This is a genomic window from Streptomyces sp. NPDC096136, from assembly GCF_044763325.1.
Taxonomy (GTDB): domain Bacteria; phylum Actinomycetota; class Actinomycetes; order Streptomycetales; family Streptomycetaceae; genus Streptomyces.
In genome coordinates this window covers 47,748-73,635 of record NZ_JBIWFZ010000012.1, presented here as the reverse complement: position 1 = coordinate 73,635, position 25,888 = coordinate 47,748, and the positions used below count along the sequence as shown (strand labels likewise).

Below are 25,888 nucleotides of genomic sequence, written 5' to 3'. Positions count from 1 at the left end.
ACCCGCACGAGCTACTTCGTGCTGCCTGGGGGCATTTTCTTGCTGTTCCGTGAGTCCGCGGCATCTCTGGCCAACCGCACCCATCTCGAAGGACGGTTGGCAGAGCTCCTGACCGAGAACTTCCTGCACAAGCACCGCCACCAGCCCCAGCCGTCGGAAGTGCGCTCTTGGGAACGCAGCATCCCCGCGCTCACCAACGCCCTCGTCGAGGCCGGACTCGGTGACGTCGAGATGCTGCTGGAGTACGGGCTGCCGCTGACCAGCAAGCGGGCTGACGTGATACTCGCCGGACTGCACCCCTCGAGCGGAGAACCATCGTACGTCGTCGTGGAACTGAAGCAGTGGAGCAACGCCTTCCCCGAGGAGGACGATCCGCTGCGGTGTCGCGTGGACGCGTACCCCGCCCCGGTTCTCAATCCGATCGAGCAAGTGCGTGGCTACTGCGACTACCTGGTGTCCTTCAACGGCGCTCTGGAACAGCGCCCCGAGTCGATCGCCGGCGTGGCATACCTGCACAACGCCACCGAGTTCGGGGTCGCCGGGCTGCGCTCCGTGCCGGAGGACGAACGCGGCCGCATGTTCACCGGCGAGCAGCGCGGGGCCTTCCTGACCTACCTCCGTTCGAGACTGGCACCGAAGCCGGGTGCCGATGCGGCCGATGTCCTGCTGCAGGGGAAGGTTCGGCCCTCCAAGCAGTTGATGGCCGTCGCAGCCGACGAGGTTCGTGACCGGGAGCAGTTCGTGCTGCTGGACGAGCAGCGGCTTGCATACGAGACGGTGATGTCGGCCGTGGTGAAGGCACGGCGGGCCAACCGCAAGCAGGTGATCGTGGTGGCCGGCGGACCAGGCTCAGGCAAGAGCGTGATCGCCCTCTCCCTGCTGGGCGATCTGTACCGGCGCGGCGTACCCGCTCTGCACGCCACCGGGTCGCAGTCGTTCACGAAGACCATGCGCAGGGTCGCGGGCGCCCGCAAGCCCGAGGTCCAACGGCTCTTCCGCTATTTCAACAGCTTCATGGAGGCCGAACCCAACGATCTGGACGTGCTCGTCTGCGACGAGGCGCACCGGCTGCGGAAGACCTCCGCCAACCGGTACACCAAGGCCTCTCTGCGCACGGGTCGACCGCAGGTGGCGGAACTGATGGACGCCGCGCGGGTTCCCGTGTTCCTGCTGGACCAGCACCAGGTCGTGCGTCCGGGGGAGATGGGAACGGTGCAGGAGATCCGGGACGCCGCGGCCGAGCAGGGTCTGGAATGCACGGTGGTGGAGCTGGACAGCCAGTTCCGGTGCGGCGGCAGCGACGCGTACCTGCGCTGGGTGACGGGCCTGCTGGGTCTGGACGGCGACGGCCCCACCGCCTGGGAGCCGGACGGCAAGGTGGAGCTGCTGATGGCGGACAGCCCACAGGAGCTCGAGGACTTCCTCGTCGCACGGCGCGCCCAGGGCTACGGGGCTCGCATGTCCGCGGGCTACTGCTGGAAGTGGACGACGAAGATCACGCCTGCCATGACCGCGCTGCCGACGGACGTCACCATCGGCGACTGGGCACGGCCGTGGAACCTGTACGGGGACCGGTCCCTCCTCGGCGCGCCGCCCGCCCCGCTGTGGGCCACCGATCCGGCCGGCTTCGGGCAGGTCGGGTGCGTCTACACCGCGCAGGGCTTCGAGTACGACTGGTCAGGCGTGCTCATGGGCCCGGACCTCGTGTGGCGGACCGACCGATGGATCGTCGACCGCTCGGCTTCCAAGGATCCCTCCTTCACCAGGACGACTCCGGACGACGACATCGACCGCCTGGTACGCAACACCTACAAGGTGCTCCTGACCCGGGGCCTGATCGGCACGATCGTGTACTCGACGGACCCCGAGACCCGAGAGAAGCTCCGCTCCCTCGTTCCCACAACCCACTGATCCCGCGCGCGGGTTACCATCGACGTGCTGCGCACCTTCCCGGAGGGTACGAGGCGGTGCTTCGTGTGCCGACCCCAACGGGCGTCGGGTGAGGAGTGGTTGTGCCCGTTGTGTGGTGACACTCGACGTGAGCGTGGATACCCGGTAGGGCGTCCCCTGCCATTCCGTATCTCACTGCTCTGGAGTGGCCATGACCTCGGTCGAGTACAAGTCTGCGCGTCGTGAGCGGATCCGCGAGATCCTGATCGACATCGCTGCGGGTGTCGTCTCCAACCTTCTGGTGGCGGCACTGGCGACGGTGGCGCGCCTGCTCTTCTGACGCAGGCGGGTGGCGGGCCCGGTGAGCCCGCCACCCCATATCCTCGGCGTTCTCCGTCAGAACAGCCTCATGTCCCGCCCCTTCACCTCGTTGGACTTCCGCTTCCGCTTCCCTCGGCCGCCCGCTCCCCTGCGGGGCCGGGGCAGATGAGGAGTGCGGGCCTCCGCGGGCAGGTTCGCCCAGGTGGGGCGCAGGCCGTGGATCTCCACCTCTCCGACGAGTTCCTTCAGGTACGCCCGTGTTTCCGCGTCCGTGGAGTAGAGCACCGTCGCACGGCTGGCCCTGGTCATCAGTACGTGGTAGGCGTGACGGACGAGACGGGCGAATTCCTCGTCATCGACGCTGCCGGGCTTCACCTTCGGGTCGAAGGAGCCGGGCATGTCGACCCTCTTGATCCCCGAGCCCTCCTCCTTGCGCTCCTTGCCCCGGCGGAAGACCCACTCGTCGCCGCGGCGCACCATGTCCTCGCCGATGATCACCCCGCACCAGTCCCACTCGAGGCCCTGTGCCGTGTACACGCAGCCTATCTGGCCGAGGCCGTTCGCTTCGACGGACCAGGTCTTCGCCGGTGGCACCCGGCCGTCCTCGCAGTAGCTGTCGCTGTCCGCGTTCCACGGCCGGTGCCAGTCGCCGATACGGACGTCGGGCTCCAGTCGCCGTTCCTTCCCGAGCGGCTTCGTCCAGGGCCAGCAGTAGCCGGCGACCATGCGCGCGGAAGCGCCTGCGAGCGCTTCGGTGCGGATGATCCGTTCGAGCTCCTCCGGTGTGTCCGCCACCTCGATGTGCATCAGGCCGTCCGGCCTCCACTGCTCGACGGGCTCCCCGGACACGCCGAGCACCGCTTGCACCCAGCGGATGTAGGCGTCGCTGCCGCCGCAGCGGAACTGCTCCCGGAGGCTGCTCGGTACCAGGCGGGCGTCGTGCCTCCTGGCCGCGTCCTCGATGAGGGCGACGGTCCCGACCTCGTTCGGCCGGACCGACTGGCCCTCGTCCAGGAAGAAGACGGTGAGGCGCGAGGCCGCGAGGAGCTCGTCCACCTGCGGGCCCGTGCCCCAGTCCTCCGGCTTCCAGAAGCGGTTGGTGGAGCGGTCTCGGAGACGGTGCGCCTCGTCGCAGATCAGCACGTCCAGCGGCGGGTCCGGTGGGGTGACGAAGTTGCTGAAGTAGGTGAAGGACTCCCTGAACTCCCGGTCTCCGTAGCCGACGTGCTGCTGGAGCGCTCCGTTGAAGGCCCTGCTGCCGCTGGCGTACTTGACCGTCCTGCCCTGGGCTTCCAGTTCCGCCTTGATCTGGAGGCCGATCGCGCTCTTCCCCGTGCCGGCTCCACCCGTGACCAGGAAGATCACTCGGCGCTCGTCGGGGACGAGTGCAGGACGTTCGGGGTCGGGGAGCACCTTGGCGGCGGTCTCCAGGACTTGATCGGCGACCGTCTTCTGGTCCCCTCGCAGGGTGAAGACGGTGTCCTCCCCGCGGGACCGGATCATCGCATCGAGGAGGGGCGTGTTGCGCAGGCCCATGAGCTGCAGCATCCTCTCCGCCTCGGACGCCGCGCCGTCCTCCGCGAAGTTCTTCCGGAGGTCGGACAACAACTGATCACGCCGATCACCCGTGTACACGCGTGCGTAGGCACCCGTCGGGGCATCCACGTCGATGAGGGGGCGCACCGAGTCGTCCGTCGCGTTGTGCAGGTAGGCGAAACCGCCGCACGCGAAGCCGACCCTCCCGAACGGGCCGCGCTCGCTCGTGAACGCCTGGTAGTACTCGCGCAACTGCAGGGCCGGGTGCTTCTTCTCCCCCATGCCCGGCACGTGCACCAGTTTCTCGGTGGCCCGCTCCACCCTGGTCACCATCGACCAGCGTTTCAACTCGACCAGTTGGACGGACGGCCCGCTTCCCTCGGGATGCCGTCCCACCAGCACGACGTCGATGAGCCGGGGATCACCGGGACGCTCGCTCTCGTCGACCGTCGCGGCACACTCGACGATCATCTCCACGTTCCCACGCCCGGCGGCGACCAGGTCGTTGGCAAGGCTGACCAGGCTCTCCGCCCAGGCGGACCGCTCCGAAAGCGAAGCGTCGGCCCCCCGGAAATGCCGCCACCGGGCGGCGAGGTGGGGCACCATACGGCGACGGGTGTTCAAATGGAGCAGATCTTGCGCTGACAGCTTCAGCAGCAGCATGGACACGAGGTGGTTCCCCCAGGGCACGAGTGACTCGCGCGGGTGGGGGCATGTCCTGGTCGGAAGCCCGTCGGGCCGCAATCGGTTGCGGCGATCTTAGATAGTGGTCCACCGCCGGACGACGCCGCCACGGCAGTCGGCCGGAACCACGGCCATCCTGGCCGAATCGCACCGCGAGATCGCAGGGTCGGCTCAGTGAACCCGCCGGTCGCCGGGGTGCTCGGACCGCCCGCTTCCGGGAGACACCCCCGGACGCGGCGCACAGGGCCGCCCTAGGGGGTGTTCCCGGGCGAGGGCCACGGCCTCGCACGGGAACACCCCCCACACGCGACGCCCCGTCAAAAATCCGTTCCGGCGGGCGTCACAGCTGCACGGAGATACCGCACACGACACCCGCCCCGGACAGGTCAGGCGTCGTCGCGGATCGGCTCCAGGATGGCCACGCACTCCACGTGGTGGGTCATCGGGAAGAGGTCGAAGACGCGGAGGGTGCGGACTCGGTAGCCCGCGTCCTTGAAGTAGCCCAGGTCGCGGGCCAGGGCCGCCGGGTCGCAGGCGACGTAGGCGATGCGGCGGGCCGAGAGGCTCGCGATGTGGCGGACCGTCTGCTTGCCGGCTCCCGCGCGCGGGGGGTCCAGGACGATCAGGTCGCACTCGGTGATGCCGGTGCGCGGGAGGGCGGTGTCGACCTTGCCCTGTTCGATGCGGACCCGGGGGAAGTCCGCCAGGTTGTGGCGGGCGTCCTCCACCGCGCGCTTGCCCGACTCGATGCCGAGGACGGCCCCGGTCTCGCCCAGCCGCTCGGCGAGGGCGCCCGCGAAGATGCCGACGCCGCAGTAGAGGTCGAGGGCCATCTCGCCCTTGCGCGGCATCAGGCCCTGCATGACGGCCTTGATCAGGGTGTCGGCGGCCTGCGGGTGGACCTGCCAGAAGCCGCCCATGCCGACGCGGTAGGTGCGGCCGTCGGCGCGCTCGCGGACGAAGGGGCGGCCGTGGACGCGGTGCACCCCGCCGTCCTTCTCCTCCACGCGCAGGACGGAGACCGGCTTGTCGAGCTCGACCAGCGGGAGGCGGCCGCCGGGGCGGGGGGTGAGGACGACCTGGCGGTCGCCGGAGCCGGAGGCGGCGATGGCCTCGACCGAGGCCATCGCGGGCCACGTGCGCTTCTCGATGCCGAGCTCGGTGACGCCCTGCGCCGCGATCATGCAGTGGTCGACCGGCTCGATGTCGTGCGAGCGGTGCTTGCGCAGGCCGACGCGGCCGTCCTCGTCGATGGCGTACTGGACGCGGGTGCGCCACTGCGGGACCTCGCCGGCCGGCAGCTTGTCGCCCTCGGCGGGGGCCACGGTGCCGTCCCAGCCGGCCTCCTCCGGGGTGAGGCCGGTGAGCCGCTTCAGCTGCTCGGCGACGACCTCGCCCTTGAGCCGGCGCTGGGCGCCCGGCTTGGCGTGCTGCCAGTCGCAGCCGCCGCACTTGCCGGGGCCGGCGAACGGGCAGGGGGCCTCGACCCGGTCCTTGGAGGCGGTCAGGATCGTGACGGCGTCGGCGCGCAGGAAGCGGGAGTCCGTCTCGCCCTCCGTCACGCGGGCGACGACCTTCTCGCCCGGCAGGGTGTGGCGGACGAAGAGGACGCGGCCGTCGGAGGTCCGCGCGATGCAGTGGCCGCCGTGCGCGACGGGGCCGACCTCGACCTCGTACTCCTCCCCGACCAAGGACTGCTTCTCGTTCTGCTCGGTCATGGTGGGGAGACTCCAAGGATCAGGGAAAGATCAGACGACGAACGGCCGGACGACCGACCCACCAGTTTACGTGGATCTCGTCCGGCCGTTCGCCACCGCTGCCGCCTACTTCGCCGCCGGGTCCTTCGGACGCTGGCGCGGGGTGTCGACGGGGCCGCGGCGCACCGCGCCCGGGGCGTTCCACTCCTGGCGCTTGCGGGCCCGCCGGCGGGCGAGCTCCGAGGACTCCAGCTGGTAGGGCACCGAGGTGACCATCACGCCGGGGGTGAAGAGCAGCCGGCCCTTGAGCCGCAGCGCGCTCTGGTTGTGCAGCAGGTGCTCGTACCAGCGGCCGACGACGTACTCGGGGATGTAGACGCTGACGGCGTCGCGCGGGTTCTCGCTGCGCAGCCCCTTGACGTACTCGACCACCGGGCGGGTGATCTCGCGGTAGGGCGAGTCGAGGATCTTCAGCGGGACGTTGATCCCGCGCCGGTCCCACTCGTCCTTGAGCGCCTTCGTCTCGGCCGCGTCGACGCTGATGCTGAGCGCCTCCAGGGTGTCCGAGCGGGTCAGCTTGGCGAAGGCCAGGGCGCGCAGGGTGGGCTTGTGGACCTTGGAGACCAGGACGATGGAGTGGACCCGGGAGGGGCGCACGCTGTCGTCGGTGGGGCCCTCGTCCGCGGCGATCTCGTTGGCCACCCGGTCGTAGTGCTTGCGGATGGCGGTCATGGTGCCGTAGAAGATCAGCATGCCCAGCAGGGCGACCCAGGCGCCGTGCGTGAACTTGGTCGCCAGGACGACGACCAGCACGAGCCCGGTGAAGATCCCGCCGAAGGTGTTGATGGCCCGGGAGCGGTGCATCCGCCGGCGCGTGGCCTGGTCGCGCTCGGTCGCCAGGTGGCGGTTCCAGTGCCGGACCATGCCGATCTGGCTGAGCGTGAAGGAGACGAACACACCGACGATGTAGAGCTGGATCAGCTTGGTGGAGTCGGCGTCGTAGATCCACACCAGCAGCATGGCGGCGCCCGCGAGCAGCACGATGCCGTTGGAGAAGGCGAGGCGGTCGCCGCGGGTGTGCAGCTGGCGCGGCAGGTAGCGGTCCTGGGCGAGGATCGAGCCGAGCAGCGGGAAGCCGTTGTAGGCGGTGTTGGCGGCCAGGAAGAGGACGAGGGCGGTGGCCGTCGCCAGGATGACGAACGGGAGGCTGCCGGCCCCGAAGACGGCCTCGGCGACCTGGGAGATCACCGGGTGCTGGACGAAGTCCTCGCCGACGGGGACGCCGTTGTCCAGCAGGTTGGTGGCCGGGGACTCGGCCATGCGGACGTCGGTGGCCATGGCCAGGCCGATGATCCCGCAGAACATGGTGACGGCGAGGCCGCCCATCAGGGCGAGGGTGGTGGCGGCGTTCTTGCTCTTGGGCTTGCGGAAGGCCGGCACGCCGTTGCTGATGGCCTCGACGCCGGTCAGGGCGGCGCAGCCGGAGGAGAAGGCGCGCAGCAGCAGGAAGACCAGCGCGAAGCCGGCGAGCCCCTGGTGTTCGGCCTTGATCTCCAGATGGGCGGTGGGCGCCGTCATGGTGTCGCCCGCGACCAGGCCGCGCCAGGCACCCCAGGCGATCATGACGAAGACCGCCCCGACGAACACATACGTCGGGATGGCGAAGAGTTTCCCGGATTCCTTCACTCCGCGCAGGTTCATCAGCGTGAGGAGCAGAATCATGATGATCGCCGAGAGCACCTTGTGCTCGATGACGAAATCGACGGCGGAGCCGAGATTCTCCACACCGGAGGAAATGGACACGGCGACGGTCAGGACGTAGTCGACGAGCAGGGCGCTCGCGACGGTGAGACCGGCCTTGGGGCCGAGGTTGGTGTTGGCGACCTCGTAGTCGCCGCCGCCGCTGGGGTACGCGTGGACGTTCTGCCGGTAGGAGGCCACGACGGTGAACATCAGCACGACGACCGCGACCGCGATCCAGGGGCTGAAGTGGTACGCCGACACACCCGCGATCGACAGGACCAGCAAGACCTCGCCGGGGGCGTATGCCACGGACGAGAGCGGGTCGGAGGCGAAGACGGGAAGGGCGATCCGCTTGGGGAGGAGCGTTTCCCCGAGGCGGTCGCTGCGCAGCGCCCGGCCGATCAGGATCCGTTTGGGCACGTCGGTCAGTTTGGACACGCAGAGGATCGTAAGCGTTCGATATCGGACTGACGAACCCCCGCCCCATGATCCTCACCATTGGGCCGCCATTGAGGCACCGGGCGGACCCCAAATGGTCACACTGGTGACCGCCCGTGTGTAGCTTGGGCCATGGTCTGAGACCCTGTTTAGCCAGAGCATGCAATGAGGCTGGAAACCAGCGAGCCGCTGTCAGCCGGAAGGACGGCCGTGCACATCGTCATTATGGGCTGCGGAAGAGTGGGCTCCGCCCTCGCGCAGACCTTGGAACAGCAGGGGCATACGGTCGCCGTGGTCGACCAGGACCCCACCGCATTCCGCAGGCTCGGGGCTTCGTTCGGCGGCCGCCGGGTCACCGGGGTCGGCTTCGACCAGGACACCCTGCGCGAGGCCGGGATCGAGGAGGCGGGAGCCTTCGCCGCGGTCAGCAGTGGTGACAATTCCAACATCATCGCCGCCCGCGTGGCCCGCGAGATGTTCGGTGTGGAGAACGTCGCCGCCCGCATCTACGACCCCAAGCGCGCCGAGGTCTACCAGCGCCTCGGCATCCCCACCGTCGCGACCGTGCGGTGGACCGCCGACCAGATGCTGCGCCGGCTGCTGCCGTCGGGCGCGGAGCCGCTGTGGCGCGACCCGAGCGGCGGCGTCCAGCTCGCGGAGGTGCACACCTCCCCCGCCTGGGTCGGCCACAAGGTCAGCAGGCTCCAGGACGAGACGGGCGTGCGTGTCGCGTTCCTCACCCGTCTGGGCGAGGCGATGCTGCCGACGTCGCAGACCGTGCTCCAGGAGGGCGACCTCGTCCACGTGATGATGCGCACGGACGAGATCGACAAGGTCGAGGCGGCCTTCGCCGAGGGCCCCGAGGAGGCACACGCATGAGGGTCGCGATCGCCGGAGCCGGGGCCGTGGGCCGCTCCATCGCGGGCGAGCTGCTGGAGAACGGCCACGAGGTGCTCCTCGTGGACAAGGCGCCGACCGCCATCTCGGTGGAGCGGGTGCCGCAGGCGGAGTGGCTGCTGGCCGACGCCTGCGAGATCACCTCGCTCGACGAGGCGGCGCTGCAGCGCTGCAACGTGGTCATCGCCGCCACCGGTGACGACAAGGTGAACCTGGTCGTCTCCCTGCTCGCCAAGACCGAGTACGGGGTCCCCCGGGTCGTGGCGCGGGTGAACAACCCGAAGAACGAGTGGCTCTTCAACGAGTCCTGGGGCGTCGATGTCGCGGTCTCCACGCCGCGCCTGATGTCGGCCCTGGTCGAGGAGGCCGTCAGCGTCGGCGACCTGGTGCGCCTGCTGCGCTTCAGCCACGGCGACGCCAACCTGGTCGAGCTGACCCTGCCGGCCGACTCCTCGGTCGCGGGCACGCAGATCAGCGAGATCAGCTGGCCCGAGGACACCTCGCTGGTGACGATCATCCGCGGCAACCGGGTGCTCACGCCGCACGGCGAGGAGACCCTTGAGCCGGGCGACGAGCTCCTCTTCGTGGCCGCCCAGGCCCGCGAGGGCCAGCTGGAGGACCTCCTCCAGGCCAAGCGCTGAGCCGAAGCCGAAGGGGCGGGGTGACCAGGGTCACCCCGCCCCTTCGGCGCGCCGTGCTCAGCCCCGCTTCTCGCGGGCGGCCTCCTCGGCCTCGTACTCGGCGATCACGTCGATCGGCGGCGGCGCCTTCGCCAGGAAGACCCAGGTGAAGTACACGGCCAGCACCATCGGCGGGAGCTTGAGCGCGATCAGCACCCAGCCCAGCTGGGTCTCGTCGCCCCACCAGTACAGCGGGAAGAGGATCGCGTACTTCGCCAGGAAGACCAGGCCCCAGGCCAGGCTGGCCTTGGTGTACGCCTTCTTGCGCCCGGGGTTGCGGGTGCGCCAGGAGAGGTTCTCCTTGAACACCGGACCCAGGATCACGCCCAGCAGCGGGAAGCCCACCAGCGCCGAGAGCGTGAAGGCCAGCCCGAGGCAGACGCCGTAGATCATGCCCGGCAGGTAGAAGCCCTTCGCGCTGCCCGTGAACAGGGCGAAGGCCACGCCCACGGCCACGCCGAAGACCCCGCTGAAGGCGTGCTTGACGGTGTCCTTGCGCAGCAGGCGCACGACGACCAGCAGCACCGCGACCACGCCCGCCGCGATGGCGGACATCGTCACGTCCTTGTTGATCGTGTAGATCATCACGAACAGCAGGCCGGGGAGCATCGTCTCCACGGTGCCCCGGATGCCGCCGAAGGCGTCGAAGAGGGCCGCCTGCGTGACCTCCTTCTGGTCCCCGGCGGGGGTGGAGGGCGCGGACCCTGGCGTGGTCGGTCGGTCGAGTGACGTCACCGTCAGTGCTCCTGTCCGAGGGGTCGGAGTTCGTACTTCGGGTTGAAGAGGACCCGGCGCCCGTGGCTCATCGCGATCCGTCCGGAGGCGATCATGCGACGCCCGGGCTCGATTCCCACGATCGAGCGACGCCCGAGCCACACCACGTCCAGCGCGGCCGAGCCGTCGAAGAGCTCCGCCTCCAGCGCGGGTACGCCCGCTCGCGGCCGCAGGGTGACGGTACGCAGGGTTCCGGTCACCTTGACTATCTGGCGGTCGTGGCAGTCGCAGATCCGCGTGCACCCCGCGGCTTCTGCGTCCTCCTGCAGCTCCGCCGAATGCAGCTCCTCCTGGGAGGTGGACAGCCGCTCTATCATCCGGCGGAACCGGCCCGCCGGCCTGGCCGGTTTCGCGGGCTTCTCGGGACGCGGTTCAGCACTCATACAGGAAGCCTACCGGCGCCCCGGCTCCCCCTCGAAGCCCCACCGCTACTTCTCGAACCGGTACCCCATGCCCGGTTCGGTGATGAAGTGCCGCGGGTGCGAGGGATCCGCCTCCAGCTTCCGGCGCAGCTGCGCCATGTAGACGCGCAGGTAGTTGCTCTCGGTCCCGTACGAGGGCCCCCAGACCTCCTGGAGGAGCTGTTTCTGGCTGACGAGCCTGCCGCCGTTGCGCACGAGCACCTCCAGCAGGTGCCACTCGGTGGGGGTGAGCCGTACGTCGCGTCCCTCGCGGACCGCCTTCTTGGCCGCGAGGTCCACCGTGAACCCCTCGGTCTCGACCACCACCTCGTCCTCGCCGCCGCCGGCGGCCGGCTCGGCACGGCGGACGGCCGCGCGCAGCCGGGCCAGCAGCTCGTCCATGCCGAAGGGCTTGGTGACGTAGTCGTCGGCGCCCGCGTCGAGGGCCTCGACCTTCTCGTCGGAGCTGTGCCGGGCGGAGAGGACCAGGATGGGGACGCGGGTCCAGCCGCGCAGCCCCCTGATCACCTCGACCCCGTCCATGTCGGGGAGGCCCAGGTCGAGGACGACCACGTCGGGGTGGCGGGCGGCCGCGAGTTCCAGGGCGCCCGCCCCGTCGGCCGCGGCGTCGACCTCGTACCTGCGCGCCTTGAGGTTGATCACGAGGGCTCGGACGATCTGCGGCTCGTCGTCCACCACGAGCACCCGGGTCATTGGGGTCCTGCTTTCTGTCGTTCGGGGAGGTCCCCGGTCCGCTGCGGTCGTTCGGGGAGGTCCCCCGCCGGCTCGGGCCGGAGGGGTTCTGCGGGGTCGGGGCCGGGCGGGGTCGCGCCGGGCAGGGCGCGGTCCGCGGCGCGGAGGGTGAGCACCATGGTCAGTCCGCCGCCCGGGGTGTCCTCGGCGGCGAGGGTGCCGCCCATGGCCTCGGCGAAACCGCGCGCCACCGCCAGGCCCAGGCCCACCCCGGCTCCCCGCGGGGCGTCGCCGTGCCGCTGGAAGGGGGCGAAGATGCGGTCCTTGGCCTCGTCGGGGACGCCGGGCCCGCGGTCGACGACGCGGACCTCGACCCGTTCGCCGAGGTGGCTGGCGGCGACCAGCACCCGCCGGCCGCGGGGGCTGTACTTGACGGCGTTCTCCACCACGTTGGCCACGGTCCGCTCCAGCAGCCCGGGGTCGACCCGCACCATGGGCAGGGTCTCCGGCACGTCCAGCTCCACGCTGTCCTCCGGTACGCCGCCCAGCGCCATCGGGACCACCTCGTCGAGGTCGATCTCCCGGATCAGCGGGGTCACCGTGCCGGTCTGGAGCCGGGACATGTCGAGCAGGTTGCCCACCAGGTGGTCGAGCCGGTCGGCGCCGTCCTCGATGCCCTCCAGCAGCTCGGCCCGGTCCTCCTCGGACCATTCCACGTCGTCGGAGCGCAGGGAGCTGACGGAGGCCTTGATGGAGGCCAGGGGGGTGCGCAGGTCATGGCTGACGGCGGCCAGCAGGGCGGTGCGGATCCGGTTGCCCTCGGCCAGCCGGCGGGCCTCCTCTGCCTCCCCGACCAGCCGCTGGCGGTCCAGCACCACGGCGGCCTGGGCGGCGAAGGCCCCGAGCACCCGGCGGTCCTCGGCGGGCAGCACCCGCCCGGACAACGCCAGGGCCATGTGGTCGGCGATCGGCATGTCCACGTCGGCGTCCTCGGGCCGGGCCGCCGGGTCGGGTCCCACGCTGCCGGCCCGGGTCCACGGCTCCCGCTCGCCGGCCCGCTCCAGCAGGGCCACCGACTCCATCGCGAAGGTCTCGCGCACCCGCTCCAGCAGCGCGTCCAGGGCGGTCTCGCCGCGCAGGACGCTCCCGGCCAGAGTGGACAGGATCTCGGACTCCGCCCGCAGCCGGGCGGCCTGGTGCGTGCGGCGGGCGGCCAGGTCGACCACCGAGGCCACCGAGACGGCGACCCCGAAGAAGACCGAGATGGCCATGATGTTGCGGGCGTCGGAGATCGTGAACCGGTGCAGCGGCTCGACGAAGAAGTAGTTCAGCAGCAGGGAGCCGAAGGCGGCGGAGGCCAGGGCCGGCCAGAGCCCGCCCAGCAGCGCGGCCGCCACCGTCAGCCCCAGGAAGAGCAGCATGTCGTTGGCGAGGCCGGGGTCCGTGCTGATGTGGGTCAGCAGCAGGCACAGCAGCACCGGGAAGACCACGCCGACCACCCAGCCGGCCACGATCCTGGGCCGGCCGAGCCGGGCCGCGGAGCGGGCCACGGGCAGCCCGCGCCCCTTGGCCGCCTCCTCGTGCGTCACGATGTGCACGTCGAGGTCGGGGCCCGAGTCGCGGGCCACGGTGGCGCCCACGCCGGGGCCCAGGACGTACTGCCAGGACCTGCGGCGGCTGGAGCCCAGCACGATCTGGGTGGCGTTGACCCCGCGGGCGAAGGCGAGGAGCGCTTCGGGGACGTTGTCGCCGATCACATGGTGAAACGTTCCGCCCAGGTCCTCGACCAGGGTCCGCTGGACCGCGAGCTCCTTGGGGGAGGCCGAGGTCAGCCCGTCGCTGCGGGCGATGTAGACGGCGAGGATCTCGCTGCCGGAGCCCTTGGCGGCCATCCGGGAGGCCCGGCGGATCAGCGTGCGCCCCTCGGGCCCGCCGGTGAGGCCCACGACGATGCGCTCGCGGGCCTGCCAGGTGGAGCGGATGCCGTGCTCGCCCCGGTACTGCTGGAGGTACTCGTCGGCCCGGTCGGCGACCCACAGCAGGGCCAGCTCGCGCAGCGCGGTGAGGTTGCCGGGCCGGAAGTAGTTGGACAGGGCCGCGTCGACCTTGTCGGGCTGGTAGATGTTGCCGTGGGCCATCCGCCGGCGCAGGGCCTGCGGGGACATGTCGACCAGTTCGACCTGGTCGGCCCGGCGGACCACCTCGTCCGGCACGGTCTCGCGCTGGCGCACCCCGGTGATCGTCTCGACCACGTCGCCGAGGGACTCCAGGTGCTGGATGTTGACGGTGGTGACCACGTCGATCCCGGCCCGCAGGAGCTCCTCGACGTCCTGCCAGCGCTTGGCGTTGCGCGAGCCGGGGACGTTGGTGTGCGCGAGCTCGTCGACCAGGGCCACGGCGGGGCGGCGCGCGAGGACGGCGTCCACGTCCATCTCCGTGAAGGACGCGCCGCGGTGGGTCAGCTCGCGCCGGGGTACCTGTTCGAGGCCGTGCAGCATGACCTCGGTGCGCGGGCGCCCGTGGTGCTCGACGAAGCCGACGGCGCAGTCGCCGCCCCGCTCCACGCGCCGGTGCCCCTCGGAGAGCATGGCGTACGTCTTGCCCACACCGGGTGCCGCGCCCAGATAGATCCTCAGCCTGCCGCGTCCCATGCGCTCATTCTCGGGGACGTTCCCGCTGTTCACGCACCGATCGGCCGCCGGACGGAGATCCCTGACGCATCCCTGACGCCGCCCCGTGCCGCGGCGGGCAGGGCGGTGCGGCGGGCCGCCTCCCCGAGGGGCCCGCCGGCCGGTGACGACCGCGCGCGGGGCGGACCGGGGTCAGCGGACCTCGGTGATCTCCGGGCCGCGCTCCAGCTGGCCCATGCCGCCCGAGAAGCGGGAGCTCTCCTGCTCCTCGGCCGTCTGCACGCCGTCCGGCACCATCTGGGCGTCGTTCGGCAGCTTCAGGACGATGGGGTCGCGCGGGGCCATCGGGCCGTCGCCGCGGACGACGACGGTGTCCCGGAAGATCTGCTCCAGCACGCCGGCCGACTCGGGGCGCACCGCGCCCTGGCCGGAGATGACGCCCCGCAGGAACCAGCGCGGGCCGTCGACGCCGACGAAGCGCACCAGCTGGGCGCCGGTCTGGCCGTCGGGCAGCGGAACGGGGACCTGCGCGCGCAGCTCCCAGCCCAGCGGTCCGTCGACCTCGTCGATGAGTCCGCCCTGCTGGGTGATGCCGGAGGCGATCTCGTCGCGGACCTCGCCCCAGATGCCCTCCTTCTTGGGGGCGGCGAAGGCCTGGAGCTGGACGGCGCTGTCCCGCAGGACCACGGTGGCGGCGACGATGGCGTCACCGGCGACCTCGACGCGCAGTTCCATGCCCTCGACACCGGGGACGAGGATGCCGCCCAGGTCGACCCGGCCGTCGGCCGGGTTGCCGGGCACCTCGGAGACGTCCCAGGGCCCGTCGGGCCGCGGGGCCGGCGGCAGGTTCAGCCGTCGGGGCTCGCCGGCTTCGGCCGCCTCGTCGGCGCGCACGCCGTCGACCTGCTCGGCCGCGCCGCCGTCGTCGGCGGATTCGTTCTTCTTGCGACGTCCGAACACGTCACTGTCCTTCCCGGTCGGTTACGACCGAAGCGTAGCCATTCCCACCCTGCTGACCAGCGCCGGATCCGGCCACGGCCGCATGACCGCCGGTGGAGCCGAACCCCCCGTCGGCCCGGGCCGAGCCGGGAAGTTCCGCCACCTCGTGGAAGCGCACCTTCTCGACCCGCTGGACAACCAGCTGGGCAATGCGGTCGAAGCGCTCGAACCGGACGCTCTCGCGCGGGTCGAGATTGACCACGATCACCTTGATCTCCCCACGGTACCCGGCATCCACCGTCCCCGGGGCATTCACGAGCGCGAGCCCGCAGCGGGCGGCCAGGCCCGAGCGCGGGTGCACGAAGGCGGCGTACCCGTCGGGCAGGGCGATGGAGACGCCGGTGGGCAGGACGGCCCGCTCCCCGGGCTCCAGCTCGGCGGCCACGGTGGTCACCAGGTCGCAGCCGGCGTCACCGGGGTGGCCGTACGCCGGGAGGGGCACCTCGGGGTCGACCCGGCGGATCAGGACGTCGACGTCGTGACGGGGTGCATGGTTCTTCTGGGACATCAGGGGTTCACCTCGAAGGCGCGTGCGCGCCTGACCTGGTCCGGGTCGGCCATCGCCGCCCGGATCTCCTCGGGCCGACCGTTGTCGATGAAGTGGTCGACCTTCACCTCGATGAAGAGCGCGTCGGCGCGGACGGCGACGGGGCCGTCCGGGCCGCCTATCCGGCCCACCGCGGTGGAGTAGATCTTCCGGCCCGCGACGGCCGTGACCTCGGCCTCCAGGTGCAGCACGGTGTCCACGGGGACGGGCCGCACGAAGTCGGTCTCCAGCCGGCCGGTCACCGCGATCACGCGCAGCAGCCAGTTCAGGGAGCCCAGCGTCTCGTCGAGCGCGGTGGCCAGCACCCCGCCGTGGGCGAGGCCGGGCGCGCCCTGGTGGGCGGGACGGACGGTGAACTCGGCGGTGACGCGCACGCCCTCGCCCGCGCGGGCCTCCAGATGGAGCCCGTGGGGCTGGCCCCCGCCGCACCCGAAACAGTGTTCGTAGTGCGCACCGAGGAGCTCTCCGGGTGCCGGGGCATCGGGATGCCGGACCGGAGCGACGGCATCGGCCGGGGGCGTCAACGCTGTGTTTCGTCCACTCACAGCCGCAGACCTTACCCGCGCGGCTACCCGCCGGTCGCCTCGTGGGAGGCTTGAAGGCATGCAGCTCTCCCCCGCGCACCACGACGAACGCCTCTCCGCCCCCCGCTCCTGGTGGGGCATCGCCGCACTGACCGGTGTGGCCGGCGCCCTGATCACCCTTCCGCTGGGCACCCTGCCGCTGCTGGCGGGGTTCGTCGGCGGCGGGGCGCTGGCGGGGATGCTGGTGAGCTCGATGGGCTCGGCACGGGTGCGCGTGGTGAACGGGGTGCTGGCGGCGGGCGACTCCCGCATCCCGGTGTCGGCGCTGGGCGAGCCCGAGGTGCTGGAGGGCGAGGAGGCGCGGGCCTGGCGCACCTACAAGGCCGACATGCGGGCCTTCATGCTGATGCGCAGCTACATCCCGACGGCGGTCCGGATCGAGGTCACGGACCCGGAGGACCCCACCCCGTACGTGTACGTCTCCACGCGCGAGCCGCAGGCCCTGGCGGCGGCGGTCCGTGCGGCGCAGGAGGCGTCCGCCCCCCGGGCCTGAGCACCGGGGGCGGCCGGCGGGCGGGCGCCGGGACCGTCAGCGTCCGAACCCGTCCCGCTCCGGCGGTTCCGGCAGGGCCGGGGCCGCTCCGGGGGCCCCGGGAAGGGGCTGGGAGGGGTGCTGCGGGGGCGTGGCGGCGGGGAGCGCCTCCCAGGGCACGGCCCGGCGGCGCAGGTCCCTGCGCACCTTCTCGGCGACTTTCCGGGTGTCGCGGCGGTTCATGGCCGCGCCGACGACGGCGCCCACCATGAAGGGCATCAGGTTCGGGAGGTTGCGGAACGTCCGCTTCATGACCTGCTGGCGCACTTCGCGCCTCATCTGGCCGCCGAGCGCCGCGTTGAGCGTGGTCGGTCTGGTCAGGTCGATCCCCCGCTCCTCGGACCAGGCGAAGAGGTAGGCGAGGGCGCGGTCCTTCTTCGCGCCGGGCGGCCGCTGCCCGTAGACCTCGTGCAGTTCGGCGACGAGCTTGAGCTCGATCGCGGCGACGCCGGTGATCTCGGTGGCCAGCTCCGCCAGCAGGGCGGGCGGGACCGGCAGCATGGCCGCGGCGCCGACGCTCGCGCCGACGGCCGAGGTGGCGTTCGCCGCCCCGGCGATCAGCTTGTCGGCCAGCTGGTCGGGGCCGAGGCCGGGGAACTGCGCGCGCAGGGTCGCGAGGTCCCGGACGGGAACGCGCGGGGCGTTCTCGATGATGCGGTCGGCGATGTACAGGGCGACGTTGCGCGCGCTTGCGCCGCCCTTGCGCACACCGTTCTTGACGGCTTGCATCCGACGCGTCCCGGGCCCGTCCCGGGACTCCTCGTCCGCCACGGTGGCCGGCGGCACCGCCGCGGCGGTGTCGGACGGCACGGCGGTCGTCCCGGAGGTACGGCCGCCGGGGGCCCCGGGGCCCGTTTCCGGGCCCGTGGTTCCCGCCTGCGTACCCGCCTCCGGATCGCCGGTCTTCCGAAAGCGGAGCTTCCGGAACGGCGTCGAGCCGGTCACGGCCGAGACCTAGTCGCAGTCGCGGCAGATCGGCTGGCCGTCCTTCTCGCGCGCCAGCTGGCTGCGGTGGTGCACCAGGAAGCAGCTCATGCAGGTGAACTCGTCGGCCTGCTTGGGCAGCACCCGGACGGCCAGCTCCTCGTTGGAGAGGTCCGCACCCGGGAGCTCCAGGCTCTCGGCGCCGTCGAAGTCCTCGATGTCGACGCTCGAGGTGACCTTGTCACTGCGCCGCGCCTTCAGCTCTTCGATGCTGTCGTTGTCGACGTCGTCGTCGGTCTTGCGTGGGGTGTCGTAGTCCGTTGCCATTTTTTCGCTCTCCCCCTCTGGGATTTAGCGGTGTCTCAGCGCACGTAACGCGCGAGAGGCCGGACTTGTGCCCGACCTGAGGCGGAGATTTTGCCTCACATCAAGGTCTGTTACTCAATCGACACCCAGCCCCACGCCCGCAGGGGCCCGCGGCTGGGATGACGACCGGGACCGTACACGGTCCGGGGGCCGTCTTGCACGAACGCCACCCCGTGTATTTCCCGCCATTCGAGGGGCCGGAAACCCGGACTTCCCGGGCTTTCCGGCCGTCTCGGGGTCACGGAACGCGCATGCCCGGACACTCGGCAATGTGATCGATCACACAGCCGAGGCCCTCCGCCCCAGGGGGCGGTTCAGCTGACAGCGAACAGTCCCGGGGCGGATCAAAGGGGCAACGTGACACGCATCACCAGTCCGCCGCCCTCGCGCGGGGTCGCGAGGATGCGACCGCCGTGTGCGCGCGCCACAGAGCGTGCGATGGACAGGCCGAGGCCCACACCCTTGTCGCTGCCCGTTCGCTCCGTACGCAGCCGCCTGAAGGGCTCGAAGAGGTTGTCCACCTCGTACGCGGGAACCACGGGACCCGTGTTCGAGACGAGCAGCACCGCCTGACCGTGCTGGACCTCGGTCGCGACCTCCACCCAGCCGTCCTCCGGGACGTTGTACCGGACGGCGTTCTGCACCAGGTTGAGGGCGATCCGCTCCAGCAGCACGCCGTTGCCCTGGACCACGGCCAGGGCGCGCTCGCCCCGGATCTCCACGCCCTTGGCCAGCGCCTCCCCGCGCGCCTGGTCGATGGCGCGCGAGGCGACCTCCGCCAGGTCGACGGGTTTGCGCTCCACGATCTGGTTCTCGCTGCGGGCCAGCAGCAGCAGGCCCTCGACCAGCTGCTCGCTGCGCTCGTTGGTGGCCAGCAGCGTCTTGCCCAGCTGCTGGAGCTCCACCGGAGCACCCGGGTCCGAGAGGTGGACCTCCAGCAGGGTCCGGTTGATGGCCAGCGGGGTCCGCAGCTCGTGCGAGGCGTTGGCCACGAACCTCTGCTGGGCGGTGAAGGCCCGCTCCAGGCGGTCGAGCATCTCGTCGAAGGTGTCGGCGAGCTCCTTCAGCTCGTCGTCCGGCCCGTCCAGCTCGATCCGCCGGGTCAGGTCGGAGCCGACCACCCGGCGGGCGGTACGGGTGATCTTGCCCAGCGGCGAGAGCACCCGGCCGGCCATCGCGTAGCCGAAGGCGAAGGCGATCACGCTCAGGCCCATGAGGGCCATCAGCGAGCGGCTGAGCAGGTCGTCCAGCGCGTGCTTGCGCTGGTCGAGGATGCACTGCCCGATCGCGGCGTTGAACTGCTCGATCGACTGGTCGATGCCCACGCCGGGGCAGGTGCTGCTGGAGACCTCGACCTTCTGGCCGCCCACGATCTTGAACGGGAGGGCGTTGCCCTCCCGCAGGGCCTGTGCGGCCAGCAGGTAGATGATCGACAGCAGCAGGATCCCGGCGATCAGGAACATGCCGCCGTAGAGCAGCGTGAGCCGTATCCGGATGGTCGGCCGCAGCCAAGGGAAGGGACCCTCGGGCTGGCCGGGGTCCCAGGTCGGTTTCGGTGGCGCCGGTGGTGGCGAGGGGGTCGCGGCCATGGGGTCAGATCCGGTAGCCGGAGCCGGGCACGGTCACGATGACGGGCGGCTCGCCCAGCTTGCGGCGCAGCGTCATGACCGTCACGCGGACCACGTTGGTGAAGGGGTCGGTGTTCTCGTCCCAGGCCTTCTCCAGCAGCTGCTCGGCGGAGACCACGGTCCCCTCGCTGCGCATGAGCACCTCCAGCACCGCGAACTCCTTGGGCGCCAGCTGTACCTCGCGGCCCTCGCGGAAGACCTCGCGCCGGTTGGGGTCCAGCTTGATCCCGGCCCGCTCCAGCACCGGCGGCAGCGCCACGGTCGTCCGCCGCCCCAGGGCGCGGACGCGGGCGGTCAGCTCGCTGAAGGCGAAGGGCTTGGGCAGGTAGTCGTCGGCGCCCAGCTCCAGGCCCTCGACGCGGTCGCTGACGTCACCGGAGGCGGTGAGCATGAGGACGCGCGTGGCCATGCCGAGTTCGATGATCTTCCGGCAGACGTCGTCGCCGTGCACCAGCGGAAGGTCCCGGTCGAGCACGACCACGTCGTAGTCGTTCACCCCGACGCGCTCCAGGGCCGCGGCGCCGTCGTACACGACGTCCACGGCCATGGCCTCCCGGCGCAGGCCCGTGGCCACCGCATCGGCGAGCAGCTGCTCGTCCTCGACGACGAGTACGCGCACGTCGTTTCCTTCCTTCGAGCCCCGAGGGCACACCTGAGGGCACACCTGTATTGCGCCTCCATCCTGCCGGTTTCGGCCGTAAACCGGCTGTAAGGCGCCTCTGGACCGCTTCTCGGGGCCCTCGGGGGCATGGAAGTGAGGATTCCCTCGCCTCACGAGGTTTCTGGGCCCAGGGTGCCGGGGAGGACGTCTGCACACCCCATCCACTCCCTGACGGCGGACTGCCCCGCGCTCGTCCGTCGCGACCCACGAAGAGGGGGCGCACCCACCATGGACGCATTCACCGCGGGTCTCCTGCAGCGCATCAGCGCCACGCAGTCGGACCTGAGCAAGGCCCGTGAGACGGGCGACGACTACCTCGCGGACGTGGAACAGGCCGCGTTGGAAGACCTCCAGCGGCTCGCCGCGGAGCACGGCGTGGCGGTCACGGCGGCCTGACCGGGGCACCGCCCCGGTCTGCCTCCGGGCCGCCCCGGCCCGAGCGACACGTCAGCCCGGGAGCCCGCCAGGGCCCCGGGAGGGCACGGAACGGCGACGGACCCCCTGCCGCACCCGCGGCAGGGGGTCCGTTCACGTCCGCGCCCGGGCCTCAGTCGTGCCAGGCCCCGGCCTCCTCCAGGAGCGGCTGGAGGGAGGCGAAGACCGCCGGGGTGGCGGCCAGCGTCAGCTCTCCCGAGGCCGGAGCGGAGGGCCGGCCCCCGGTCAGCGCGCCCGCCTCGCGGGCGATCAGCTCGCCCGCCGCGTAGTCCCAGGGGTTCAGCCCGCGCTCGTAGTACCCGTCGAGCCGGCCGGCCGCGACGTCGCACAGGTCGAGCGCCGCCGAGCCGCCGCGCCGGACGTCCCGCACGAGGGGGATGATCCGGCGGGCCACCTCGGCCTGGTGCTCCCGGCGGCTGCGGAGGTACCCGAACCCCGTGGCGACGAGCGCCTGGTCCAGCGGGGCGGCCGCCCGGCAGGCCAGCCGGGCGGTGCCCGACCAGGCACCGCCGCCGAGCACGGCGTGGTACGTCTCCCCGCGCATCGGCGCCGCCACCACGCCCACCACCGTCTCGCCCCCGTACTCGGCGGCGACGGACACGCCCCAGGAGGGGAGCCCGTAGAGGTAGTTCACGGTGCCGTCCAGCGGGTCGACGACCCAGCGGACCCCGCTCGTGCCGGGGACGTCCGCGCCCTCCTCGCCGAGCAGCCCGTCCCCGGGCCTGCGCTCCGCAAGGACGCCGGTGATCAGCTTCTCGGCGGCGAGGTCCATCTCGGTCACGACGTCGATGGGGCTGGTCTTGGTCGCAGCCACCGCCAGGTCGGCCGGGCGGCCGTCGCGCAGCAGCTCCCCGGCCCGCCGGGCGGCCTCCAGGCCGACCTCCAGCAGTTCGGCCTTCAGCTCTTCGGAGATCACGCCGTCCCCCTACGCGTACGGGCTGTCCGCGCCGGCGGCCGCCGGGCGGGGCGAGCGCGCCGGGCAGCAGCCCACGGCGCACAGGTCGTGGCTCTGGCCCAGCGTGCCCACCCAGCACTCGGCGGGCCGCTCGCCGCGCTCGCGGGCGGCGCGCTCCAGCACCAGCTCGCGGACGGCAGCGGCGAAGCGCGGGTCGGCGCCGACGGTGGCGGAGCGCTCGGCGGGCAGGCCCAGCTCCGCGGCCTTGGCGGCGGCCTCGGTGTCGAGGTCGTAGAGGACCTCCATGTGGTCGGAGACGAAGCCGATGGGCACCATGACGACCGCCGGCGCGCCCTCGCCGTGCAGGGCCTCCAGGTGGTCGCAGATGTCGGGCTCCAGCCACGGGATGTGCGGGGCCCCGCTGCGGGACTGGTAGACGAGCTCCCAGGGGCGGGCCGTGCCGGTCTCGGCCTCGACGGCGTCGGCGATCACCCGGGCCACGTCCAGGTGCTGCCGGACGTAGGCCCCGCCCTCGCCGCCGCCGGTGTGGTCCTCGACCGGGCCGGAGGCGTCGGCCGCGGCGGTGGGGATGGAGTGGGTGGTGAAGGCCAGGTGGGCGCCGTCGCGGACGTCCTCGGGCAGGGCGGCGAGGGAGGCCAGCACCCCGTCGATCATGGGGCGCACGAAGCCGGGGTGGTTGAAGTAGTGCCGCAGCTTGTCCACCCGGGGCGGCTCCAGGCCCTCCTCGGCCAGGGCGGCCAGCGCGTCGGCGAGGTTCTCGCGGTACTGGCGGCAGCCCGAGTACGAGGCGTACGCGCTGGTGGCGAGGACGGCGATGCGGCGGCGCCCGTCCCGGACCATCTCGCGCATCACGTCGGTCAGGTACGGGGCCCAGTTGCGATTGCCCCAGTACACGGGCAGGTCCAGCCCGGCGTCGGCGAAGTCCTTGCGCAGGGCGGCCAGCAGCTCGCGGTTCTGCCCGTTGATCGGGCTGACCCCGCCGAAGCCGAAGTAGTGCTGCCCGACCTCCTTGAGGCGCTCGCGCGGGATCCCTCGCCCGCGGGTGACGTTCTCCAGGAAGGGCACGACGTCGTCGGGTCCCTCGGGGCCGCCGAAGGACAGCAGCAGGAGGGCGTCGTAGGGGGCCGCGAGGCCGTCGGCCGCGGGCGCGTCGGGGGCACGGAGCTGGTCTGACATGCCCCGAATCCTGCCACCCGGGGCGTGGGCGGGAGAACCGGCCGGTCCGCATGCCGGGACGCATTCCAGGTAAGGTGACCCTAAGTTCCGCCGCCCGAGATGCCTGACATGTCGGTGGCGGAAGATTCCCCGTGCGGGTGCCTCGTCGGCGGTCGTAACCTGTATGGGCCGATGACGTCCCTTACGGAGAGACCTTGCCCAGTCCCTACCGCGCGATATTCGCGGCCCCCGGCACCAAGGCCTTCAGCGCCGCCGGCCTGATCGGCCGCCTGCCGATCTCCATGGTCGGCGTCGGCATCCTCACGATGATCTCGGAGATCACCGGCCGCTACGCGATGGCCAGCGCCCTCACCGGCACCCTGGCCCTGGCGGCCGCGGTCGTCGGCCCCCAGGTCTCCCGGCTGGTCGACCAGTACGGGCAGCGGCGGGTGCTGCGGCCCGCGACCCTGGTCTCCGTCGCCTCCGTCACCGCCCTGGTGCTGGCCGCCGCCAACGGACTGCCCGACTGGACCCTGTTCGTCTTCGCCGCCGTCGCCGGCTGCGTGCCGAGCGTCGGCTCGATGGTCCGCGCCCGCTGGACCGAGCTCTACCGCGACACCCCGCGCGAGCTGCACACCGCGTACTCCTTCGAGTCCGTGATCGACGAGGTCTGCTTCATCTTCGGCCCGATCCTGGCCATCGGGCTCTCCACCACCTGGTTCCCCGAGGCCGGTCCGGTGATCGCCGCCGGCTGCCTGCTCGTCGGCGTCTGGCTGCTCACCGCGCAGCGCGCCACCGAGCCCCCGCCGCATCCGCGCAGCCGGGACGGCGACCGCTCCTCCGCCCTGCGCTCCCCCGGCCTCCAGGTGCTGACGGCCACCTTCGTGGCGACCGGCGCGATCTTCGGCTCCATCGACGTGTCCACGCTCGCCTTCGCCGAGGAGCAGGGCCACAAGTCCTCCGCCAGCTTCATCCTGGCCATCTGGGCGGCCGGATCCTGCCTGGCGGGGATCGTCTTCGGCCTGCTGCACCTCAAGGGCCGGACGGAACGCAGGTGGGTACTGGGCATCTGTGCGATGGCCGTGAGTATGATCCCCCTCCTACTGGCCGGGAACCTTCCGTTTCTGGCCGTGGCGCTCTTCGTCTCGGGCCTCGCCATCGCTCCCACGATGATCACCACGATGGCCCTGATCGAGGCGCACGTACCACGCGCGAAGCTCACCGAGGGCATGACGTGGATCAGCACCGGCCTGGCGGTCGGTGTCGCGGCCGGCTCCTCCGTGACCGGTCTGGTCATCGACGCGGCCGGGGCCCAGCGCGGATACGTCGTCTCGGTCACGGCGGGGCTCGCCGCGGCGGCGGTGGCGTTCGCGGGTTACCGCCGGCTGACGAGGCCGGCGCAAGGGGAGGAGCCCTCGCGTGACGGCGACATCGGGGACAGCAGCGAAGAGCGGGCGGACCGCGTGGCGTAACTGGGCGGGCAACGTCCGCGCCACGCCCGCGCGGGTGGTGAGCCCCGCCTCGGTCGACGAGCTCCGGGAGGCGGTCGTACGGGCCGCCTCCGAGGGCCTGCGGGTCAAGGCGGTCGGCACCGGCCACTCCTTCACCGCGGCCGCCGCCACGGACGGGGTGCTCGTACGGCCGCAGGCGCTCGCCGGGATCCTGTCGGTCGACCGGGCCGCGGGCACCGTCACCGTGGCGGCCGGCACGGCCCTGAAGGACCTCAACCGCGCCCTGGCCGCGCAGGGCCTGTCGCTCACCAACATGGGCGACATCATGGAGCAGACGGTCTCCGGCGCCACCAGCACCGGCACGCACGGCACCGGCCGCGATTCGGCCTCCATCGCCGCACAGATCCGCGCGCTGGAGCTGGTCACCGCCGACGGGCGGCTGCTGTCCTGCTCGCAGAAGGAGGAGCCGGAGGTGTTCGCCGCCGCCCGGCTCGGGATCGGGGCGCTGGGCGTCCTCACCTCGCTCACCTTCGCGGTGGAGCCGCTGTTCCTCCTGAACGCCCGTGAGGAGCCGATGCGCTTCGACCGGGTGACCGCCGAGTTCGAGCAGCACGTCGCGGAGAACGAGCACTTCGAGTTCTACTGGTTCCCGCACACCGGCAACTGCAACACCAAGCGCAACAACCGCAGCCAGGGCCCCGCCGCGCCGCCCGGGGCGGTCAGCGGCTGGATCGAGGACGAGCTGCTCTCCAACGGCGTCTTCCAGGCCGTCAACGCCCTGGGCCGCGCCGTCCCGGCGACGATCCCCTCCATCGCCCGGCTCGCCAGCCGCGCCCTGTCGGCCCGGACGTACACGGACATCCCGTACAAGGTCTTCACCAGTCCGCGCCGGGTGCGGTTCGTGGAGATGGAGTACGCCCTCCCGCGCGAGCGGGCGGTGGAGGCGCTGCGGGAGCTCAAGGCGATGGTCGACCGGTCCGACCTGCGGATCAGCTTCCCGGTGGAGGTGCGCACGGCCCCGGCGGACGACATCACCCTGTCCACGGCCTCGGGGCGGGACACGGCGTACATCGCGGTGCACATGTACCGGGGCACCCCGTACCAGGCCTACTTCACGGCGGCCGAGCGGATCTTCACCGCCCACGGCGGGCGCCCCCACTGGGGCAAGGTGCACACCCGGGACGCGGAGTACCTGGCCGCGGCCTACCCGCGCTTCGGGGAGTTCACGGCGCTGCGCGACCGCCTCGACCCGGACCGGGTGTTCGGCAACGACTACCTGCGGCGGGTGCTGGGGGACTGACGCCCG

General features: G+C 71.7%; 24 protein-coding genes. 8 read left to right on the top strand and 16 right to left on the bottom strand.

Translation table 11 applies throughout. From position 1 onward, the window contains the following. Window positions 1-39: 39 nt before the first annotated feature. Window positions 40-1,911: a DNA/RNA helicase domain-containing protein gene (locus ACIRBY_RS24075; RefSeq protein ID WP_403904000.1), complete on the top strand. Its 1,872-nt coding sequence runs from the start codon at window positions 40-42 to the stop codon at window positions 1,909-1,911. A 190-nt stretch (window positions 1,912-2,101) separates the two neighbouring features. Continuing rightward, a complete protein-coding gene (locus ACIRBY_RS24070; protein ID WP_403903686.1) occupies window positions 2,102-2,230 on the top strand; it encodes a DUF6408 family protein in 129 nt (42 codons plus the stop codon). A 56-nt stretch (window positions 2,231-2,286) separates the two neighbouring features. Here ACIRBY_RS24070 and ACIRBY_RS24065 read toward each other — a convergent pair whose 3' ends face one another. The 3 genes from ACIRBY_RS24065 to ACIRBY_RS24055 form a co-directional block, all read right to left on the bottom strand. Then, the gene (locus tag ACIRBY_RS24065) at window positions 2,287-4,410 is read right to left on the bottom strand and encodes a DUF2075 domain-containing protein (RefSeq protein WP_403903998.1); all 2,124 of its coding nucleotides are present in this window, start codon (window positions 4,408-4,410) and stop codon (window positions 2,287-2,289) included. Between the two features lie 407 nt (window positions 4,411-4,817). Then, window positions 4,818-6,149 carry a class I SAM-dependent RNA methyltransferase gene (locus ACIRBY_RS24060; RefSeq protein WP_403903683.1) on the bottom strand — a complete coding sequence of 444 codons (1,332 nt, stop codon included), beginning with the start codon at window positions 6,147-6,149 and terminating at the stop codon, window positions 4,818-4,820. Window positions 6,150-6,254: 105 nt separating this feature from the next. Continuing rightward, entirely contained in the window at window positions 6,255-8,309 is a 2,055-nt protein-coding gene (locus ACIRBY_RS24055; RefSeq protein WP_403903681.1) for an APC family permease, read from the bottom strand. 210 nt (window positions 8,310-8,519) lie between these two features. Here ACIRBY_RS24055 and ACIRBY_RS24050 point away from each other — a divergent pair, with 210 nt between their 5' ends. Both ACIRBY_RS24050 and ACIRBY_RS24045 read left to right on the top strand, forming a co-directional pair. Beyond that, on the top strand, window positions 8,520-9,188 hold the full coding sequence (locus ACIRBY_RS24050; protein ID WP_403903678.1) for a potassium channel family protein: 669 nt from the start codon (window positions 8,520-8,522) through the stop codon (window positions 9,186-9,188). Beyond that, the gene (locus tag ACIRBY_RS24045) at window positions 9,185-9,847 is read left to right on the top strand and encodes a TrkA family potassium uptake protein (RefSeq protein WP_362063445.1); all 663 of its coding nucleotides are present in this window, start codon (window positions 9,185-9,187) and stop codon (window positions 9,845-9,847) included. Before ACIRBY_RS24050 ends, ACIRBY_RS24045 begins: the two co-directional genes overlap by 4 nt. Window positions 9,848-9,904: 57 nt before the next feature. Here ACIRBY_RS24045 and ACIRBY_RS24040 read toward each other — a convergent pair whose 3' ends face one another. The 7 genes from ACIRBY_RS24040 to ACIRBY_RS24010 all read right to left on the bottom strand — a co-directional run bounded on the left by ACIRBY_RS24040 (window position 9,905) and on the right by ACIRBY_RS24010 (window position 16,475). After that, window positions 9,905-10,621: a DUF3159 domain-containing protein gene (locus ACIRBY_RS24040; protein WP_403903675.1), complete on the bottom strand. Its 717-nt coding sequence runs from the start codon at window positions 10,619-10,621 to the stop codon at window positions 9,905-9,907. Window positions 10,622-10,623: 2 nt separating this feature from the next. Beyond that, on the bottom strand, window positions 10,624-11,043 hold the full coding sequence (locus tag ACIRBY_RS24035) for an OB-fold nucleic acid binding domain-containing protein (RefSeq protein ID WP_079430186.1): 420 nt from the start codon (window positions 11,041-11,043) through the stop codon (window positions 10,624-10,626). A gap of 45 nt (window positions 11,044-11,088) precedes the next feature. Then, on the bottom strand, window positions 11,089-11,775 hold the full coding sequence (locus tag ACIRBY_RS24030; RefSeq protein ID WP_403903672.1) for a response regulator: 687 nt from the start codon (window positions 11,773-11,775) through the stop codon (window positions 11,089-11,091). Beyond that, a complete protein-coding gene (locus tag ACIRBY_RS24025; protein WP_403903669.1) occupies window positions 11,772-14,405 on the bottom strand; it encodes an ATP-binding protein in 2,634 nt (877 codons plus the stop codon). The genes ACIRBY_RS24030 and ACIRBY_RS24025 overlap by 4 nt, the downstream gene beginning before the upstream one ends. A 171-nt stretch (window positions 14,406-14,576) precedes the next feature. Continuing rightward, on the bottom strand, window positions 14,577-15,344 hold the full coding sequence (locus tag ACIRBY_RS24020; protein ID WP_403903667.1) for a DUF3710 domain-containing protein: 768 nt from the start codon (window positions 15,342-15,344) through the stop codon (window positions 14,577-14,579). Between the two features lies 1 nt (window position 15,345). Beyond that, window positions 15,346-15,891, bottom strand: coding sequence for a dUTP diphosphatase (gene dut / locus ACIRBY_RS24015; protein ID WP_366451129.1), 546 nt, complete (start codon window positions 15,889-15,891; stop codon window positions 15,346-15,348). Beyond that, window positions 15,891-16,475 carry a PaaI family thioesterase gene (locus ACIRBY_RS24010; protein ID WP_042809538.1) on the bottom strand — a complete coding sequence of 195 codons (585 nt, stop codon included), beginning with the start codon at window positions 16,473-16,475 and terminating at the stop codon, window positions 15,891-15,893. Before ACIRBY_RS24010 ends, dut begins: the two co-directional genes overlap by 1 nt. Before the next feature lie 58 nt (window positions 16,476-16,533). On the opposite strand from ACIRBY_RS24010, the gene ACIRBY_RS24005 reads away from it, so the two are divergent. After that, a complete protein-coding gene (locus tag ACIRBY_RS24005; protein WP_403903665.1) occupies window positions 16,534-17,007 on the top strand; it encodes a DUF3093 domain-containing protein in 474 nt (157 codons plus the stop codon). Window positions 17,008-17,043: 36 nt separating this feature from the next. On the opposite strand, the gene ACIRBY_RS24000 is transcribed toward ACIRBY_RS24005, so the two are convergent. The 4 genes from ACIRBY_RS24000 to ACIRBY_RS23985 form a co-directional block, all read right to left on the bottom strand. Continuing rightward, window positions 17,044-17,991, bottom strand: a complete 948-nt coding sequence (locus ACIRBY_RS24000) for a hypothetical protein (protein WP_403903663.1) — start codon at window positions 17,989-17,991, stop codon at window positions 17,044-17,046. A gap of 9 nt (window positions 17,992-18,000) precedes the next feature. Further along, window positions 18,001-18,297, bottom strand: coding sequence for a DUF4193 domain-containing protein (locus tag ACIRBY_RS23995; RefSeq protein WP_042809536.1), 297 nt, complete (start codon window positions 18,295-18,297; stop codon window positions 18,001-18,003). Between the two features lie 383 nt (window positions 18,298-18,680). Beyond that, on the bottom strand, window positions 18,681-19,925 hold the full coding sequence (locus ACIRBY_RS23990; protein ID WP_403903660.1) for a sensor histidine kinase: 1,245 nt from the start codon (window positions 19,923-19,925) through the stop codon (window positions 18,681-18,683). A 4-nt stretch (window positions 19,926-19,929) separates the two neighbouring features. Continuing rightward, window positions 19,930-20,583 carry a response regulator transcription factor gene (locus tag ACIRBY_RS23985; protein WP_042809534.1) on the bottom strand — a complete coding sequence of 218 codons (654 nt, stop codon included), beginning with the start codon at window positions 20,581-20,583 and terminating at the stop codon, window positions 19,930-19,932. 270 nt (window positions 20,584-20,853) lie between these two features. Here ACIRBY_RS23985 and ACIRBY_RS23980 point away from each other — a divergent pair, with 270 nt between their 5' ends. Further along, a complete protein-coding gene (locus tag ACIRBY_RS23980) occupies window positions 20,854-21,021 on the top strand; it encodes a hypothetical protein (RefSeq protein ID WP_362063422.1) in 168 nt (55 codons plus the stop codon). A gap of 151 nt (window positions 21,022-21,172) precedes the next feature. Here the strand turns inward: ACIRBY_RS23980 and ACIRBY_RS23975 are convergent, their stop codons facing one another. Next, on the bottom strand, window positions 21,173-21,976 hold the full coding sequence (locus tag ACIRBY_RS23975; protein WP_403903658.1) for an inositol monophosphatase family protein: 804 nt from the start codon (window positions 21,974-21,976) through the stop codon (window positions 21,173-21,175). Window positions 21,977-21,985: 9 nt separating this feature from the next. Next, window positions 21,986-23,152 (bottom strand): ferrochelatase, encoded by a 1,167-nt coding sequence (locus ACIRBY_RS23970; protein ID WP_403903655.1) that lies wholly within the window; start codon window positions 23,150-23,152, stop codon window positions 21,986-21,988. A 194-nt stretch (window positions 23,153-23,346) separates the two neighbouring features. Between ACIRBY_RS23970 and ACIRBY_RS23965 the strand changes: the two genes are divergently transcribed. Both ACIRBY_RS23965 and ACIRBY_RS23960 read left to right on the top strand, forming a co-directional pair. Next, window positions 23,347-24,603 (top strand): MFS transporter, encoded by a 1,257-nt coding sequence (locus ACIRBY_RS23965; RefSeq protein WP_403903652.1) that lies wholly within the window; start codon window positions 23,347-23,349, stop codon window positions 24,601-24,603. Continuing rightward, the gene (locus ACIRBY_RS23960) at window positions 24,551-25,882 is read left to right on the top strand and encodes a D-arabinono-1,4-lactone oxidase (RefSeq protein WP_403903650.1); all 1,332 of its coding nucleotides are present in this window, start codon (window positions 24,551-24,553) and stop codon (window positions 25,880-25,882) included. Before ACIRBY_RS23965 ends, ACIRBY_RS23960 begins: the two co-directional genes overlap by 53 nt. Window positions 25,883-25,888 lie beyond the last annotated feature (6 nt).

Coding starts and splice junctions, on each gene's coding strand:
- ACIRBY_RS24070 (WP_403903686.1), top strand. CDS start 2,102: ATGACCTCGGTCGAGTACAAGTCTGCGCGTCGTGAGCGGATCCGCGAG.
- ACIRBY_RS24065 (WP_403903998.1), bottom strand. CDS start 4,410: ATGCTGCTGCTGAAGCTGTCAGCGCAAGATCTGCTCCATTTGAACACC.
- ACIRBY_RS24060 (WP_403903683.1), bottom strand. CDS start 6,149: ATGACCGAGCAGAACGAGAAGCAGTCCTTGGTCGGGGAGGAGTACGAG.
- ACIRBY_RS24045 (WP_362063445.1), top strand. CDS start 9,185: ATGAGGGTCGCGATCGCCGGAGCCGGGGCCGTGGGCCGCTCCATCGCG.
- ACIRBY_RS24035 (WP_079430186.1), bottom strand. CDS start 11,043: ATGAGTGCTGAACCGCGTCCCGAGAAGCCCGCGAAACCGGCCAGGCCG.
- ACIRBY_RS24030 (WP_403903672.1), bottom strand. CDS start 11,775: ATGACCCGGGTGCTCGTGGTGGACGACGAGCCGCAGATCGTCCGAGCC.
- ACIRBY_RS24025 (WP_403903669.1), bottom strand. CDS start 14,405: ATGGGACGCGGCAGGCTGAGGATCTATCTGGGCGCGGCACCCGGTGTG.
- dut (WP_366451129.1), bottom strand. CDS start 15,891: ATGTCCCAGAAGAACCATGCACCCCGTCACGACGTCGACGTCCTGATC.
- ACIRBY_RS24005 (WP_403903665.1), top strand. CDS start 16,534: ATGCAGCTCTCCCCCGCGCACCACGACGAACGCCTCTCCGCCCCCCGC.
- ACIRBY_RS23995 (WP_042809536.1), bottom strand. CDS start 18,297: ATGGCAACGGACTACGACACCCCACGCAAGACCGACGACGACGTCGAC.
- ACIRBY_RS23990 (WP_403903660.1), bottom strand. CDS start 19,925: ATGGCCGCGACCCCCTCGCCACCACCGGCGCCACCGAAACCGACCTGG.
- ACIRBY_RS23980 (WP_362063422.1), top strand. CDS start 20,854: ATGGACGCATTCACCGCGGGTCTCCTGCAGCGCATCAGCGCCACGCAG.
- ACIRBY_RS23970 (WP_403903655.1), bottom strand. CDS start 23,152: ATGTCAGACCAGCTCCGTGCCCCCGACGCGCCCGCGGCCGACGGCCTC.